Raw genomic sequence first — 15,653 nt, 5'->3', positions numbered from 1 at the left:
GCCTGCTCACTGCTGGCTCTCGCCTGATGCCTTTGTGCTGCCGATCGACGCCTGCGCGCCCGATGCCGACATCGCAGCGGACGCGGGTGCGGCAGGCGGCGCGCCTTCAGCCGGCGCGCTTACGACGCGCACTTGCGAATCGGCCCCGACGCGGATCGCGCCATCGACGATCACACGCTCGCCCGCGCGCAAGCCGTTCGTGATGAACCAGTCGTCGCCATGCCACTCGCCGACATCGATCACACGCTGATGCGGCTTCGACTGATCGTCGAGCACCCATACGAAGTGGCTCTTCGCGCCTTGCAGCACCGCCCGTTGCGGCACGAGAATCGCGTTCGGCCGCAGCGCCCCCGACACGCGCGCCTTCACGAACTGGCCCGGACGCAGCGTGCCCTTCGGATTCGAAAACGATGCGCGCACGAGGAAGGTGCCCGTCTGCGTGCTGAAGGCCGGATTCGTGAAATCGATACGCCCGGTCTGCGGATAGACGGAGCCATCGGCCTGAATGACGGTCACATCGAACTTGTTGTCGGCCGGAAAACGCAACTGGCCTTTTTGTATCTGCTCGCGATACATCAGCAACTCGTTCTCCGAGATACTGAAGTTCACCCACATCGGGTCGAGCTGATAGACATACGTGAGCAGGCCTGATTGCGTCGGCGTCACGTAACTGCCTTCCTGCACGCGTGCAAAACTGGAAAGGCCCTTGAGCGGCGAGCGGATCGTCGTATAGCTGAGATTGAGCTGCGCGGTCTGCACTTCGCCTTGCGCTGCGATCACGGCGGCTTCCGCGCTCTTCTCGTTGCCGACGGCGTCGTCGAGATCCTTCTTGCTCAATGCGTTCATCGCGGCGAGCGGCTGCACGCGGGCGAGGTTCTGCTTCGTGACGAGGAGCCGCGCCTGCTGCTGGGACAGCGCGCCCTTGGCCGTTTGCAGGGCGGCCTCGAAGGGGCGCTTGTCCATCAGGAACATGATCTGGTTGGCTTCGACGAGCGCGCCTTCCGTGTACATGCGCTTTTCGAGGAAGCCGTCGACGCGCGCGCGTATCTCGACTTCACGCGAGCTTTGAGTTTGCGCGGTGAATTCGAACTCCACCGGCGTCGTTTTGGTGGCAACCGTCACGACGGTCACGTCGACGGCGGCGCGCGGCGCTTCGGCAGGCGGCTTCTTGCAACCGGCCAGCGAGATCAGCGCCAGCGCGGCGACCGGCAGACAGCGATGAGCGCCCATCCGGTGCGTTTCCCGCGATGCCCGCGCGAACCAGCCATTCAGTATTCGTTCCGACACCAACGCCATGAGCGCCTCCCCCGTGGGATGGCCTTAACAGAATGCGGGCGCAGGGTGGCGCGCTCGCCGTCGATTGCTCGCAGTACGCGGTGAATCACGCGCGAAAACGGATGGACGTGCCGATGTCACCGGACGCGAGCCCCGAGCTTCGAATGTGCCGTCGCTGCCTCCGTTTTCGATGATTTGCGTTATGGCGAGAGAGCCGCTTGCGCGATCGGCCAGGGCGGTCACGCTTCATTGCAGTGCGCTGACGAATCTACTAATAGCCGAATACCGATGAAAACGCCATAGGGTTCGTGAGCTTCCGGCAAGCGCCTCTTTCGTATCGATTTATGAAACGCTGACTGACAACGTGAATGCTTTCTTGTCCGAAGTAAATGTTTCGGCTAGGCATGCAGACGTGCCTCGCATGTGCGTTGATCGTCGTGCGCGGCTGTCCTAGACTGGAACGCAGTGCCGGCCAGCCGGGCGGCGTCCGGCAGGAGACGACCATGCTGCACCCGCGACCGCTTCAACGTGAGCTGTCCAGAGAGCTGCTCGATGTGTTGATCCGGGTCGGTTTGATCGCGGTGCTCGCGGTGTTCTGCTTTCGCATCTTCGCGCCGTTTCTCAACCTGATGATCTGGGCGCTGATTCTCGCGGTCACGCTCTATCCGCTGCAGACGATGTTGCGCCAGCGCTTCGGCGCCCGTGACGGCCTCGCTGCAACACTGATCGTGTTCGTCGCGTTTGCCGTCGTGCTGGCGCCGACGTGCATGCTCGCACTCGCGCTGGCCGATTCGGTCGAGCATGCGTTCGCGGTCCTTCGTAGCGAAAGCATCCACGTTCCGCCGCCGGATGCATCGGTGGCGAGCTGGCCGCTCATCGGCCAGCGCGTGTTCGATTTCTGGTCGCAGGCGTCGACCGATCTCGCCGGCGTGCTGCATCGCTTCGCGCCTGAGCTGAAGGTCGCGGGGCGCACCGTGCTGGGCACCGTCACGGGATTCGGCGCGGGGCTCGTGATCTTCTTCGTGGCGCTCATCGTTGCGGGCATCGTGATGGCGCACGGCGAGAAGGGACATCGCAATGCGCTGCAGATCGCCTCGCGCATCTCCGGCGCGGATAACGGGCCACGCATCGTCGAGCTTTGCACGAAGACCATCCGCGCGGTGGCGCAGGGCGTCGTCGGAATCGCATTCATTCAAACGGTGCTGATCGGTGTCGCGTTCGTGATGATGGAGCTGCCCGGCGCGGGGCTGCTGGCGCTCGCGGTGCTGCTCATCGGCATCATGCAATTGCCGGCGACGCTCATCACCGGACCGGTCATCGTGTTCGTGATCGTCACCCATGGCGTGAACGTCGCGACCGTCGTGTTCTCCGTGTACGTGTTCATCGCGGGACTCGTCGATAACGTGCTGAAACCGCTGCTGCTTGGACGCGGCGTTTCCGTGCCGATGCCCGTCGTGCTGATCGGCGCGCTCGGCGGCATGGTGACGAGCGGCGTCATCGGGCTTTTTATCGGGCCTGTGATGCTGGCCGTCGGCTATCAGCTTTTCTGGCGCTGGGTGCGGCGAGATCGCGAGGCGGTGACGGCGGCGGAGTCGTCGGGGCCTTGATATGCGGTTCGCGGGCCGTGCGCTGCTCTGTGGGCGTGTCCCTGTGTCAGCGCATCGCGCCTGCGAGATCAGCCGCGCCAAGTCCGACGATCAAATCGATCTCGCCGTTCGTCAACGGCTGTGTCGCCGGGACGCCCGCCGAGCGGAGCGCGGCGGCGTCGAGCCGCGCCGGGTCCGCGAGCCGCACGCGCAGGCGGGTGAGCGCGAGCGCATCGAGCGAGCCGATGTTGCCCGCACCGCCGAGCGCCGCGCGAATCCGTTCGGCGCGCGCCGGCATATCCGCCATCGCGAGGGCCGGGGACGCGGCGGCCGTCGCAGTTGCCGTGGCGGGCGGCGCGGCTGCGGCGGCGGCATCGGCAGGCGCGAGATCCGCCTCGCTGCCCGCCGTCTTCATGTATTCCTGCATGTCCGTCTTCATGTTCTCCGAGAGCGGGCCGAAGATCGCCTGCACGCCGTTGCCCATGCGCAGCACGCCCGCCGCGCCGAGCGCCTTCAGCCTGGCATCGTCGACGAGCGCGGGGTTATCGACGGTGATGCGCAAGCGCGTGATGCACGCGTCGAGGCTCGCAATGTTCGAGCGTCCGCCGAACGCGAGCACGAGATCGCGTGAGCGTCCACCGGGGCCGGGCGCAGCGCCGGGTGACGCAGCGTCGGCAACATCGTCTTCGCGGCCGGGCGTCTTGAGATCGAAGCGCGAAATGAAGAAGCGGAACACGCCGTAGTAGATCACTGCATAGATCGGACCGAGAAAGAAGACGTACCAGGCGTGCGTCGACTTGTTGCCGATCAGGTTAAACATGACGAAGTCGATGGCCCCTTGCGAGAACGTGAAGCCCATGTGCATGTTGAGTGTGTTCGCGACGAACTGCGCCAGCGCCGCGAGGCACGCATGAACCAGATAGAGCACCGGCGCGACAAACAGGAACGCGAACTCGATCGGCTCGGTGATGCCGGTCAGAAACGACGTGAGCGCCGCCGACACCATCATGCCGCCGACCGCGACTTTCTTTTCAGGCTTCGCGCAATGCCAGATGGCGATTGCCGCGGCGGGCAGGCCGAACATCTTGAAGATGAAAGCACCCGAGAGGATGCCGGCGGTCGGGTCCCCGGCGAAGAAACGGTTGATGTCGCCGTGGACGATCTTCCCTGTCGCCGGATCGAGGAAGCTGCCGGCTTCGAAGAAGAACGGCACGTTCCAGATGTGATGCAGCCCGAACGGAATCAGCAGCCGTTCGACGAAACCGTAGATGGTCGCCGCCATGCGCGGATCGGACACCGCCGCCCAGTGCGAGAACGCCTTGATGAGCCCGCCGATCGGCGGCCATACGACGGAAAGGATCGCGCCCAGCACGATAGCGCCGATGGCCGTCACGATCGGCACGAAGCGCTTGCCCGCGAAGAAGCCGAGATAGGGCGGCAGCGAAATCTTGTAATAGCGGTTGAACATCCAGGCGGCGAGCCCGCCCGCGAGAATGCCGCCGAACACGCCGGTCTGGATCGACGGAATGCCCATGATGGTGTCCGTCTCGACGCCCTGCGCTTTCGCGATCACGCCGAGCGTCGCCGTCATCACGAGAAAGCCGATGGTCGCGGCGATGCCCGACACGCCGTCGTTCTCGGTGAAGCCGAGCGCGACGCCGATTGCAAAGATGAGCGGCAGGTTCGCGAAGATGACATCGCCCGCGTTGCGCATCAGCGCGAGCACGATGGCGGGCACGTGGCCGTGGAAATCGGTTGCGCCGAGGCCGAGCAGCAGACCCGCGACGGGCAGCACGGCAACGGGCAGCATCAACGACTTGCCGACTTTCTGCACGACGCCGAAGGCATTCTTGAACATGGCGATCGCTCCGGATCGGGACGAGGATGGCGTGTGGACGCGCTTCAGCCCGCGTAAGGCGCGAGACGTGCGCGGACTTCGGCGGCCGTGCCGAGCGCGAGGACATCGGCGGCGAGCGTGCGGGCTTCGTCGAGGGTGAAGCGCGCAAGCTGCGCCTTGATCGAGCCGACGGCGGGCACGCTGACCGACAACTCGTCGATGCCAATGCCGACGAGCACGGGCACCGCCATCGCGTCGGATGCGATGCCGCCGCACACGCCGACCCACGCGCCATGCCGGTGCGCGCCCTCGACGGTCATCTGCATCAGCCGCAGCACGGCCGGATGCAGCGCGTCGGCTTGCCGGGCGAGCTTCGGATGACCGCGATCCATCGCGAGCGTGTATTGCGTCAGATCGTTCGTGCCGATCGAGAAGAAGTCGACTTCGCGCGCGAGCGGCTCCGCGATCAGCGCGGCGGCCGGCACTTCGATCATCACGCCGACCTTCACCTCGCTCGCGCGATCGCCCGCTTCTTCGCGCAACATCTGCCGCGCCGCGCGCACTTCCTCGATCGTCGTGATCATCGGAAACATCACGTGCAGCTTGCCGATGGACGCCGCCCGCAGAATCGCGCGCAGTTGCGTGCGAAACATGTCGGGACGGTCGAGGCTCACGCGCACGCCGCGCAAGCCGAGGAACGGGTTGTCCTCGTGCGGCAGCGGCAGATAGGAAAGCGGTTTGTCGCCGCCGACATCGAGCGTTCGCACGACGAGCGTCCGTTCGCGGCCCAACGCTTCGGCCACGGCGCAATAGGCGGCGGCCTGCTCGTCCTCGCTCGGCGCGGTGTCGCGGTTGTCGAAAAGAAACTCCGAGCGCAACAGGCCCACGCCTTCCGCGCCCGCCGCGACGGCATCGCGCGCCTCCTGGGCATTGCGGATGTTCGCGGCCACTTCCACGCGGTGACCGTCCGCCGTCATGGCGGGCTTGCTCGCGGCCAACTGCTCTTGTTCGCGCCGCGCCGCCTGCCGCGCGATGCCGTCGCGTGCGGCTTTCAGTTCCGCGGCGTCCGGATTGCGGCGCAAGATGCCGCGTGAGCCATCGAGCACGACGAGCGTGCCGTCGGCAAGTTGCAGCGCATCTTCGTCGATGCCGCAGATGGCCGGAATGCCGAGCGAGCGCGCGAGAATGGCGACGTGGCTCGTCGCGCCGCCGGTTGTCGTGCAGAAGCCGCGCACCTTTTCGCGGTCGAGCGACGCCGTATCCGAAGGCGACAACTCCTCCGCGACGAGGATCGAATCGGCCGGCACGCCGATGCGCGCCTCTTTCACCCCGGCGATGAGCGCGAGCACGCGGCGTCCGACATCGCGGATATCGCTTGCCCGTTCGCGCAGCAACGCATCGTCGAGCTCTTCGAGGCTGGCGGCTTGTTGCTGGAAGGCTTCGCGCCACGCGAAGGCCGCGCTTTTGCCGGCGCTGACGCCGGCGATCGCGAGATCGTTGAGATCGGGATCGTCCAGCAGTTCGAGATGCGCGTCGATGATCTGCGCCTTCGGGCCGCTCAACTTGAGCTTCAGTGATTCGATCTGCTGGCGCGCGTCGTGCAGGGCGGCGTCGAGCCGGGCGCGCTCGCGCTGCGGCGATTCGCCGGTTTCGGCGACATCGATCACTTCCTGGCGGAACTGCACGATGGCGCCGACCGCGATCCCCGGCGACGCTGAAACGCCCGTGAATTCGTTCGCGTCGGTGCGCGTCGCGCGCAGCACGTCGGGCGCGGGTGGCGCGCCTGCGTCTGCTGCTCTTGGAACGGGCGCATCGGCGGCTTTCTCGCCCGAGCCGGCGGCGAGCAGGGCGGTGAGCGCGGCGGCGGCGGCTCCGGCGTCGGGACCGGTGGCTTCGACGCGCACCTTGTCGCCCATGCGCGTGACGAGCTTCATGATCGACACGACCGATTTCGCGTTCGCGCTATCGCCGCCGCGCACGAGACGGATGTCGCATTTGAACTTCTTCGCTTCGCTCGCAACGACCGCCGCGGGCCGCGCGTGCAGCCCGGCCGGATTCGGCAGCGCCACTTCATCGGAGACGACGGCTTTGCCCGTGCCGTCGCCCGATGCGCCCCGCGCCGCGCCGACGAACTCCACCGACAGCGCGACGTCCTTGCCCGCCGTGACGATGCCTGTCGCGGGTTCGTAGCGCGTCACGAGTTCGCCATTGGCGATGACCATTTGCGTGAGCAGGCTCACCGCTTTTGCGCCGACGAAGAGCGGATCGAAACGGATCAATGGCTGGCCGGTTTCGACCGTGTCGCCTTCGTGCACGAGCGCCGTGAAGCCTTCGCCGCGCAGCATGACCGTGTCGAGGCCGATGTGGATCAGCACTTCGATGCCGCTGTCGCCCGTCACGGTGACGGCGTGCGCGGCGCGATGCAGCTGGGTGATCTTGCCGGCGAGAGGAGCGAGCAGTTCGGCGGAGACCGGGTCGATGGACACGCCGTCGCCGACCATCTTCTCGGCGAAGACCGGATCGGGCACGGATTCAATCGGGACCATGACGCCGGAGAGCGGCGCCATCAGCGCGACCCGCGTCGAACGCTGCGGAGCTTTCATGGGAACGACTCCTTGGCCGCGGACGGTTCGGAGTCGCGGACGTGAGACGTACTGGAAGATGCCTGCAAAGTGCTTTCACGATCCTGAGTCGAATCATAGGCAAAAGATTCGTGTTTTGCGCATCGAATGCGTATAACGTAGGAATCGATTTTCTTCCGGTTCGATGTCCTTTCGGTTTCGATGGAGCCAGACATGCAAGCATCCGACATCATGACGAAGTCAATTATTTCTGCGAGTCCTGAAATGTCGGTGCGCGACGCGGCGGGGACGATGGTCTTCGCGGGCATCAGCGGGATGCCTGTCATCGACGAGGAGGGCAAGCTGCTTGGCATCGTCACCGAGGGCGATCTCATGCATCGCGCGGAGCTTGGAACGGGGCTGAAGGACCGCGCGTGGTGGCTGGAGATGCTGCCGTCGGCGCGCGACATGGCGAGTCAGTACGTGAAGGAGCACGCGCGGAAGGTCAAGGACGTCATGTCGACGGACGTCGCGACGATCACCGAATCGTGCCCGATCGGGGACATCGCCGATCTCTTTGCGCGGCGGCATATCAAGCGAGTGCCCGTGATGCGCGATGGCCGGGTGGTCGGCGTGATCAGCCGGGCGAATTTGATTCGCGCGCTGGTGACGAGGACGCCATGTCCGCCCGATGCCGGCGAATGCGACGACGCCGCGTTGCGTGACGCGGTGCTGCTGGCGATGGAAGGGCATCCGTGGGCGATCGCACGCGAGAGTGTGGTCGTCGAGCAGGGGACGGTGCATTTATGGGGCGCTGTGAAGAGCGTGGAAGAGGGGAATGCGCTGAGGGTCGCGGCGGAGAATGTGGCGGGGGTGCGGGGGGTGGTGACGCATTTTGGGGAGGGGGAGTGACGTTCGGCGGTAGGTTGGCGATGCCGGTGGCTAGAGGTACGTCCTTTTCTGCCGAACGATTGCGATTACTTTGCTGCTTCGTTGTGAATCGTTTGGGACTACATTCGATCGTGATTTCTGTGCGGTGTGATCCGCGATTCATTGCTGATTAACAAGGATTGCAAAGCGAAGGTTTACCAAAAGCCATACAACAGTGTCGTGACCCATGTAGCCTCTACGGGTTGTTCTGATGCGGTCGCATTGCAATAAATTATCCCTCAAACCCGCCATTCAGGCGGGTTTTCATATTTCAATCGAAGCATGAGACGTTACTTTCTGAAGCTCGGCGACATGTCGTCTGCCGGCGGATTCGTGCGCGAAGGCGATCCGACCACGACACATGAAGGCACTGCGCTGACTTATCTCGGCGCGGCAGTCGACTGCCACGCTTGTGGGGCTACTGGTCGACTAATTCCCCGCGGCCCGCGACGACCAACCATGTTCTTGGGGAAAGACGCGGCACTGGACGGTAATCGTTGTGCATGCCAATGCTCGCTTCGCAAGACACAATGTTCGAATCATTCGGAGGCAACGAACTGGCGACGATGGGATTCACTTATGACGGCGTCTCAATCGAGGGCGGACAGGCAGCATACGACGAACAATTCGTCCTGCGCGACGCATCGAGTGGAAAGCCGTTGGCGGACGTGTCGTATCAAGTGCTTGCATATGGAGCGGCTATCGCAAGCGGACGGACAGACGCCGCAGGGCGGACGAACCGAATCCGGGCGGATGGCCCCGATACACTTCGACTTGAATAGCAGGGGCGTGAGGCGAATGGCAAAGCAAGAGTTTTCCCAGTAGCGACTGCTACGGCCAACGCAAAGGAGGGATCGACACATGAAGTCACTGTCGATTTGCCCGAATATGACCAACGCGGAGTTTCGCCAAGTCTTCAGAAACGCGCAAGCCGAAGCTCTTCAGTTGCTTGACGCGAGAATTGCAGCACTAATACACCGGGAAGCTGGGAGAAGACACGAGTCTTTCAATGGTTTGGAAAGAATGACGAAGCAACGCTGTCGCATCTGCTAGACGGACTGAAGAAAGTCCGCGAAGTCATTGCCAACTTTTGCCCCCACAATGTTGTGAGAAACGACAGCGATGCGGACCGTGCTGTTGGTTGCGTGCCTCATCCGCGTTCGGATGGTCTTGGTGCACATGTATGTCAGCCGGACACTGCTACGCACGTAATGGCTATCCATCCGCGCTTCTGCAGCAGCCACGGCGGTACGCTCACCGTGCCCGAGGCGAAGGTTGACCGAGCGAGGCGGCTGTCTCAGTCGGCGGAGCCTTGAGTACAAGCAGCCATAAAGCACCGTGTCCAATCAAGTAATTGATGTTTGGCAATCGTATTTCGGCCTGCTTAGGCGCGCTCGCTTATCACGCGAATCGGCCTTGATACATCTGCTGCATGTGATTCGTCACCAATTTTCACCGAAGTGTAGGGTTTTCAATACGCGGATCATGCGAGGCATTGACCTGGATACGACGTAATCCTAAATTCAAGGTCAAAAAAAATGGGCGTACAACGATCTTACGTCGTTGCTCTGAACAAGAAAGGTTGCCGTATGAGTGCTGTGATCCAACCGCTGATCGACGCGCTGCGTCATCCAAGCGCGCGCCTCAGTCAGCACATGAGCATCTGGATCGGAACACATGAGTTCGATCTTGACGTGCTCAAATTCAAGATGCGTTCTGGCTTTTGCGAAGACTACGTCGTGGATGTCACGGTAACTTCGTCGCAGCTCGACATCGACGGCAAGCTTTGTGTCGGACGCCGCGCGGGTTTGCATATCGACGAGCGCGTCACGGTGCCCTCAGTCAACTATGTCGATGCCGTTGATCATGATGCGGCGGCCTTCAATGGCGTTGTCACCCGCTGGAAACGCATCCGCACGAGCCGGGACGAGTCTGCCTATAAATTACGCATCGAACCACGGTTCGCTGCGCTCTGCAAGCGCGTGCACGGGTCCCGGCGCTTCGTCGATAAGACCTTTCAGGAAATTGTCACAGAACTGTTGGTCGACCGAAGGAACTTCGATGCGGTCGATGTCGAGTTCAAGCTGGAAGGTTCGCAAGAGAAGCTCGAACAGGTCGTGATGTACGAAGAGTCCGTGTGGGCGTTTATCGCGCGCCATTGCCGACGCAACGGGATCGTCTGGTACTACAAACAAGGGCGCGGCAAGGACGGCCAGCTCGACACGATCGTCTTTGCGGACAACCCGCGCGCCTATGTGCGTTCAATCGACGTTCCGCTGCTACCGGCATCCGGGCTCAACAACAACTGGCACGAGGCGATCCTGACGCTCGATGGCGAGCGCGCATTGGTGCCGGAGACGATCGAACTGTGGGAGCGCAACTATCGCACGCCGGAAGAGCCGCTGCGGGCCGCAACATGTGTGTCCGACGAGGACGGTGACCGCTCGGTGTTCGGTCAGATCAACCGAAGCACGGAATTCCATCTGACGCAGGAAGGAGGCAACGCTCGGGCGCAGATTCGGCGCGAGGAGCAAGTTTCCCGTCAGCTCATGGTTCGTGGCACGAGTAACGTGAAGGCGCTCCTGCCGGGCGTGGTGGTCAAGCTGACTAATACGAAGTCGCCCATCGCCCCATACGGGTTCGTGATCAAGTCGATGATCATGAAGGGCAGCCGCACGAAGCCGGCGCACAACCGGTTCAAGGCGATGCCCGCGCATCTGGTCTACCGTCCGAAGTTCGATTACGAGAAGCATTGGCGTTTTTTGAGCGGTCCGGTTGTCGGCGTGGTGACTACGTTCGATAGCTCGCCCTACGGATGCATGGACGAACACGGGCGTTATCCCGTGTTGCCGAAGTTTTTGCAAGGCTCGGACAGCGTCGAAAAGCAGGTGCTTAACCTGCGCTTGTTGCGTCCGTCGTCGTCGTATCAGGGCGGCTTTCACGCGCCTTTGCTTCCATCGACAGAGGTTTTGCTGGAAGGAGCGCACGGCGATGTGGACCGCATGCATATTTCCGGGGCGCTGCACGACTATTCCCATCCCGATGTCGTGCATGGCGCAGACGCGATGTTCAGCTACGCGATCTGGCGTTCGCCGTTGCGTGGCGCGGAAACCGTGTTCAATGACTTGCAGGGCAAGGAGAGCGCGCGTATTGCCACGGTCCATGGTCAGTCGGCGGTGAACCTCGGGTATCTGCTCGATAGTAAGAAGCTTGCGCGTGGGACCGGCGTCGAAATTACCAGCCGGGATTGGGCGACCGTTCGCGCAGCAAAAGGTCTGTTTTTCTCCGCTGACGCAGCGGCTGGCGCTGACACGCCGCATCTGGAGATGCCCGCTGCGGTGGCGCAACTGAAGGCTGCGCTGCAACGTGTGACGGATCTGGCGGCCGCGACCTCACAGGCCCAGGGCGATGCAGCGGATCGTGCGACGCAATCGGCGTTGCTGGATGGATTGAACGAGCTTCGCGATGCGGGCCTGCTGGCCAGCGCGCCGGGCGGCATGGGCTTCGTCACGCCGAAATCGGTCCAGCATTCTGCGGGCGAGAGCGTGATCGTCACGGCAGGCCAGGACATGGACGTGAGCATCACGCGACGCTTGCGCATGGTGGCGGGCGATCTGATTTCTCTCTGTGCGCACAAGCTCGGGCTGCGACTGACAGCGGCGAAAGGGCCGGTTGAAATCGCCGCGCAAACGGGCGGCATGGATCTGTTCGCGCAACAGCAATTGCGCATGGCCAGCGAAAGCGCGGAGGTGCAGGTGGCGGCCAAATCGAAGATCACGCTCAACAGCGGCGGGGCGTCGCTGGTGATCGAGGACGGCAACATGACGTTCAACTGTCCAGGCGCGTTCGTCATCAAGGCGGCGTCGTTCACGTTCCAGGGGCCGGGTAATGCTGCGACGCCGTTGCCATCGCTGCCAAGAAGTAGCCTGAAAATTTCAGACCAGTATTCGTCGTCGCACTAAAACAATGATTATCAGCCCTCCATTTCTACCCGCTTCCGGCCTGACGTCTAACGATGCGTCGAGGCCGGACCCCATGATGGACTTTGTCGACGAGTTCGAGATTGGCCATCACGGCGTTTATCCGATTGCCTTCGATCGACGTTTTCACTGCGGGATTCATTTGAATCCGGGCACGCAGGGCGCGGGCCACGCAGAGCCCGTGCGTGCGATCGCCGATGGCGAAGTCGTAGCGTATCGGGTCTGCCAAAACGCCATCTCTGACGGCGCGATCGACGCAACCACCGGCCATCCCAAATTAAACTCGAACGCTGGCTTTGTGCTGCTCAAACACACGACCGATACGGGTGAGGGGCGAACGATCACGTTCTACTCGCTTTATATGCACTTGCTGGACATGAACGGTCAGCAGCGAATCGTTCCGCAGCCGACCAATCCTCCAGAGACAGGATCGGCGAATGCGTTGCCGAAGTGGCTGCTCGACACATCAGGCGGCAACGATGGGAAGGTTCTGCCGGGTGGAACGAAGAAGGTATATCGCAAGGACATTCTTGGCTACATGGGGCAGCATCAGGGCGTGCCACATCTGCACTTCGAGATTTTCATGACCACGGGTGACTTCACGTCGTGGTTCGAGCAGGCCGGGCACAAGGTTCAATTAGGCGAGAAGCGCCCGATTCAGCCCACCTCGACTGACTACTGGGGACATTCCTATTTCATTATCAAGGGGCCAGTGGAATTGGCGGCGCAGCCGGCGGGCATGGGCGACAGGTGGTTTCCGCGTGTGCCCGGCGGCTCAGTCGGTCAACATGACACGTTGTATGTCGAGGCATGGTTCCACAAAGGGCGGCGCTATACGAAGGCCTGGATCGACCGCGGCAATAGTGGCAAGGTTACTCTGCTAACGCCTAGTCCTATTGCAGATCCCTACGATAGCGACACCAAGCAGTACGAGTACGACCTGTATGAGCGCGCAATGGCTCTCTATTCGGCATGCCCAAGCGATGGCTATGAAATGCTGCGGTTTGGGCGCATTCTCTCGCATCCGGTCGCTTCTGGAGCGGCTCCTGCCACCTGGATTGCAGTGCCATTCAACGAGACTGGCACTCAGGGTTACGTCAATGTTGCGCCCGACGCAGTCATCAAATTGTCTGACGCCGACTTTCCATTTTTCAAAGATTGGCAAAAGATTGATGATGGCAACACGCCCTTCAGGGAAAATGGACTATGCGGATACGATGAGCTTTGTCGTGTAACCGGCGTAGCGGACCCACAGACGACTGCCGGCATGGTGCAGCCGTTGGAGTACGACAAGAACAACGCCGACCATGCCAACCAGCAGCTTGCGGGGTATGTGCGTCATGCGGACGGCGTTCGTCCCAAACTGAAGGGGCTGATCTGCAAAGCTCGAAGCGAGTGGGACCCGTCCGACAATGAGGACCGTTATCGAGATCTGAAAGCTCCTGATGGTTTTTTTGGTAAGCAGACGCCGACCAATCCCTATGGTTACTCGAATTTCCTCGCGTTTCTGAGCAAGTCTCAGTTTCTGGATAAGACACCGCTCGCTGGGAAGGAGCTTTGGTTCTTTCATCCATTGGCGTTTATTGGGCTTTTCAGGAGATGCGAATGGCTCTCCGCTGAAGAAATCGCGCAATGTATCCCACGATCGATACGGTCGCTGAGCGGCACGCAATTTGTGCGACTAACAAATGCGTGGAATGATGCCTTGCTGCAAGGTAATGCTTGGAAGTTGGATTTGAACTTGGCGCTGCGCAAATACCGCATCAGCGCAACAAAGGAGAGAGCTGCTCATATGCTCGCTCAGTTAATGGAGGAGTCCGGGTGGCTCAAAGCCGTGCGGGAATATTATGGGGAGAATAGGCCCTACAGCCCTTACTACGGTCGGGGTTTGATTCAGCTTACGCACATGCCGAATTACTCAAAATACGGTGAATTTAGGAGATTTCCAATCGACCCGAATGTTCCCGTAAAATTCGCTAGTCTCAGGTGGAACCCCGATGTACTCCTCGCCAATACAAATTCGGCTTTCAATCGGCATAATTGTGCGGATAGCGCCTGTCTATATTGGACTTGCAAAACTATGACCGCCACAGGCACGAATACCATCAAGATAACCGATACGGGCGGATTGCAGCTTGAGACGGCAATTCAAGCATCTAGATCCACTAACGGCAACGTTGCGAATCAGAACATTAATGGTCTTGAGCATAGGTTGCAGTCGTTCATCTACATTAAATATATCTTGTTAGATTCGATTGAGAGAGGTTCTTCAGAGTCCCTATCCTTTGTGTGGCGGAGAAATTCAGCTCAGGAGCCTGTGCTTGACGCGGGGGGAAATCCGGTCCTAGATCCGGTCACGCACCACCCGAAGAAAAAATATATGCCCACGACGCACACGATTCAGATCTCCTTGGAGAAGCAGCGGCCATGAAACATATTTACATATTTATCGCGTTCCTATGCTTGTTTGGACAGGCGTCCGCATGCGGAACTAATGATCAACGCGAGAAAATGGCCGAGAAGCTTCATGGGGATGCAGATATGAAAAGATTTGTCTGCGCGAGTGATTCATGCTCCATAGAGGATTTCAAGAGGGGTTTGAAATTTGAAAGATTTAAAGTTTTATATCATGGGCAGGTCTTTTCGGTTTGCCTCGTTGAACCCACTTTGACGGCAGCCAATTCATATACGGGTGTATTTGCAAGCAAGCGTGGCGAATATGCGTTCCAATTTGTCTCATATGGAGCAGGAATTAAGGTTAAAGTCAACAAAGCGGGAGTCCCAACAATTTTTGAATACAGCGTTACTGATCCGGATAACCCGGACTATTCGCTGAATCAATACTTGTGGAACGGCCAAAAATTCATTTTTTCTCGCACCGTGTCATTGCACAACTGAAACCCACAACGATTCGGACTACTGGTTTATGCATTCTCCCATCCGCAAAAGCGACAAACTCGAACACGGCGGCGAAGTGACTGGCGGTTCACCGTGGACCGACTTCATGGGCCGCTCACTTGCGCGCAAGGGCGACGAAGCGCTCTGCGACCTACACGGCCCGACCTCGATCGACGAAGGCTTAGAGAAGTTCCCCGACCGCGACGGCAAATGGTTCGCCATGAACGGCCATCGTTGCGTGTGTGGCTGCGCGCTAATTTCATCGCTGCAGAACGTCAATATTGCGTAATGCCGGTTGATCTGTCTCCAGCCGGACGCCCCAGCGCCTATCCGCGCCGTCCCCCGTTCTGGCCGTGGTGGTGTTGCATCTGGCTGGCTTGTGACGTACTCGGCGCTGCCATTGTGCTTATGTTCTGGCCGAAAACTGAGCCAGCGAGCGGTGCATGGTTCTGGTTCTGGGTCGTTGGCGTTCCGAACGGCGTGTCGATGCTCCTATTCGGCATCGAGCGCGCAGGGTACGAAGGGCTGTGGTTCCGAGCGCATCAGCGTCGCAGTCGATGGTTAGCGCAGCGGCTCGGCACAGCAC

10 protein-coding genes are annotated in these 15,653 nt (G+C 61.0%); 7 read left to right on the top strand and 3 right to left on the bottom strand.

Annotation, left to right across the window (positions count from 1 at the left end):
* Window positions 1–6: 6 nt before the first annotated feature.
* Window positions 7–1,296: an efflux RND transporter periplasmic adaptor subunit gene (locus LDZ21_RS19890; protein ID WP_244796417.1), complete on the bottom strand. Its 1,290-nt coding sequence runs from the start codon at window positions 1,294–1,296 to the stop codon at window positions 7–9.
* A gap of 482 nt (window positions 1,297–1,778) precedes the next feature.
* On the opposite strand from LDZ21_RS19890, the gene LDZ21_RS19885 reads away from it, so the two are divergent.
* Entirely contained in the window at window positions 1,779–2,882 is a 1,104-nt protein-coding gene (locus LDZ21_RS19885; protein ID WP_244796416.1) for an AI-2E family transporter, read from the top strand.
* A 46-nt stretch (window positions 2,883–2,928) separates the two neighbouring features.
* On the opposite strand, the gene ptsG is transcribed toward LDZ21_RS19885, so the two are convergent.
* Together ptsG and ptsP are read right to left on the bottom strand one after the other, a co-directional pair.
* Window positions 2,929–4,719, bottom strand: a complete 1,791-nt coding sequence (ptsG, locus tag LDZ21_RS19880; protein WP_244796415.1) for a PTS glucose transporter subunit IIBC — start codon at window positions 4,717–4,719, stop codon at window positions 2,929–2,931.
* A gap of 44 nt (window positions 4,720–4,763) precedes the next feature.
* Window positions 4,764–7,301: a phosphoenolpyruvate--protein phosphotransferase gene (gene ptsP / locus LDZ21_RS19875; RefSeq protein WP_244796414.1), complete on the bottom strand. Its 2,538-nt coding sequence runs from the start codon at window positions 7,299–7,301 to the stop codon at window positions 4,764–4,766.
* A gap of 192 nt (window positions 7,302–7,493) precedes the next feature.
* On the opposite strand from ptsP, the gene LDZ21_RS19870 reads away from it, so the two are divergent.
* The 6 genes from LDZ21_RS19870 (at window position 7,494) to LDZ21_RS19850 (ending at window position 15,356) form a co-directional block, all read left to right on the top strand.
* A complete protein-coding gene (locus tag LDZ21_RS19870; protein ID WP_244796413.1) occupies window positions 7,494–8,171 on the top strand; it encodes a CBS domain-containing protein in 678 nt (225 codons plus the stop codon).
* A 300-nt stretch (window positions 8,172–8,471) separates the two neighbouring features.
* Window positions 8,472–9,014 (top strand): PAAR domain-containing protein, encoded by a 543-nt coding sequence (locus LDZ21_RS31425; RefSeq protein ID WP_425306863.1) that lies wholly within the window; start codon window positions 8,472–8,474, stop codon window positions 9,012–9,014.
* Between the two features lie 764 nt (window positions 9,015–9,778).
* Entirely contained in the window at window positions 9,779–12,151 is a 2,373-nt protein-coding gene (locus LDZ21_RS19865; protein WP_244796412.1) for a type VI secretion system Vgr family protein, read from the top strand.
* Window positions 12,152–12,224: 73 nt separating this feature from the next.
* Window positions 12,225–14,600 (top strand): hypothetical protein, encoded by a 2,376-nt coding sequence (locus tag LDZ21_RS19860; RefSeq protein WP_244796411.1) that lies wholly within the window; start codon window positions 12,225–12,227, stop codon window positions 14,598–14,600.
* Entirely contained in the window at window positions 14,597–15,067 is a 471-nt protein-coding gene (locus tag LDZ21_RS19855) for a hypothetical protein (RefSeq protein ID WP_244796410.1), read from the top strand. Before LDZ21_RS19860 ends, LDZ21_RS19855 begins: the two co-directional genes overlap by 4 nt.
* Window positions 15,068–15,095: 28 nt before the next feature.
* Window positions 15,096–15,356, top strand: a complete 261-nt coding sequence (locus tag LDZ21_RS19850) for a PAAR domain-containing protein (RefSeq protein ID WP_244796409.1) — start codon at window positions 15,096–15,098, stop codon at window positions 15,354–15,356.
* Window positions 15,357–15,653 lie beyond the last annotated feature (297 nt).

This window comes from Caballeronia grimmiae, from assembly GCF_022879615.1.
In the GTDB taxonomy this organism is placed as follows: domain Bacteria; phylum Pseudomonadota; class Gammaproteobacteria; order Burkholderiales; family Burkholderiaceae; genus Caballeronia; species Caballeronia grimmiae.
Note: the sequence above shows the minus strand (reverse complement) of the source record. Positions and strands in the feature narration are given on the sequence as shown.